Consider the following 1,514-nt stretch of genomic DNA (forward strand, 5'->3'; position numbering starts at 1 on the left):
TAAATCTACAATCCCTGTGTATTTACGTGATCATTCTCCCGAAGGCAAATTTACACTAATTAAGCTGTAAGGTATTTTACAGGGATTTTTGTGCATTGTGGGATTCCAGAAATCCCTCACAATTTGACATGGGACCCCCTTCGTGGCATGTGTTCTAGCCAGGAAGCCAGATTTAAAAAGAATCCGGCTTGCCTCTTTTAGGCTAACATGCCACTACCCCATGTCAAATTGTTCTAGTTGGCTGCTCTATTAGTTAGTTATGCAGCCTTTGGATTTGACGCCTTTACGGATTCAAAATATGCTCTTTCATACTCATTGGGTGATAAATATCCTAGAGTGGAATGCATTCTTCTCTCATTGTAAAAACGTGCGATATACTTCCAAATTTCAATCTTTGCCTCTTCACGCGTTTTAAATCGGTGACGGTAAACTAGTTCCTTTTTCAAGGTCGCAAAAAAGGATTCTACACATGCATTATCAAAACAATCACCTTTGCGACTCATGCTAATTTGAATATCGTTTTCAGTTAATAAATCAATATAATCATTTGATGTATATTGGACACCACGATCAGAATGATGAATTAAATTTTCCGATGGTTCTCTGAACATTAATGCTCGTTCTAGTGCAGTTGTGGCGAGCTCCTTATTTAAAAACTCATCCATATGCCATCCAACTATTTTCCTTGAAAACAAGTCCATTACAACCGCTAAATACAACCAGCCTTGGGATGTCCAAATATAAGTGATATCTGTTGCCCACGATTCATCTGGTGCTTCCGTATTAAAGTCACGGTCTAGAATATTAGGGTAAATTTTATTGTCGTGTTTAGAATCAGTGGTAACGACAAATTTTTCCTCAGGAATAGCCCTTAATCCCATCTCACTCATATAACGACCGACGGTTCTTTCCGTTATATTGAATCCCATTTTCTTTAGTGCCCTTGTTATTCTAGGACTACCGTACGATTCATAATTATCATAGAATATATGCTCTATATGTCTCATAATATTCTCTTTTCTTTTCTGTTGATCACTCGGCTCTCTTTTTTCCCAATCGTAATACCCGCTCGTTGATACCCCTAGTACTTCGCACATCTTCTTGATCTCAAACACACGGCTATGTTCAAGAATAAAACCATAAATCACTTGGGGTCTTTCATGAAGATATGCGCTACCTTTTTTAATATCGCATTTTCCTCTTCTAATTCCTTTATTTGAATTAGTAGTTCACTTTCACGCTGTTTATGCTCTGTCGGCGTAACAAACTGAACTCCACCGTTTTCTTTAGCTTTTTCTAATCGATAATTTTTTACCCAGCGCCCAATTGTAGTTGATGGTACATCATGCTCTCTAGACAATTCTGCTTGAGTTATGTTTTCATCCACTACAAGTTTCGCAATATACTCCTTAAAATCACGATCATATTTTCTCGTCATTATAGACACGCCCCCATTTGTTAAATATAGTATAACAAATCCCGCTAGTGCGTGTCCGAATTCTAGTCTACTACTA

General features: G+C 37.6%; 2 protein-coding genes. Both read right to left on the reverse strand.

Annotation, left to right across the window (positions count from 1 at the left end):
• Window positions 1-257 precede the first annotated feature (257 nt).
• Window positions 258-1,148, reverse strand: a complete 891-nt coding sequence (locus SPD89_RS22715; RefSeq protein ID WP_336264222.1) for an IS3 family transposase — start codon at window positions 1,146-1,148, stop codon at window positions 258-260.
• Window positions 1,145-1,514: transposase (locus SPD89_RS22720; RefSeq protein ID WP_336264223.1), on the reverse strand; the 370-nt coding region annotated here is incomplete at its 5' end. The genes SPD89_RS22720 and SPD89_RS22715, both read right to left, overlap by 4 nt.

It is taken from the genome of Pseudogracilibacillus sp. SO30301A (assembly GCF_037072025.1).
GTDB lineage: Bacteria > Bacillota > Bacilli > Bacillales > Amphibacillaceae > Pseudogracilibacillus.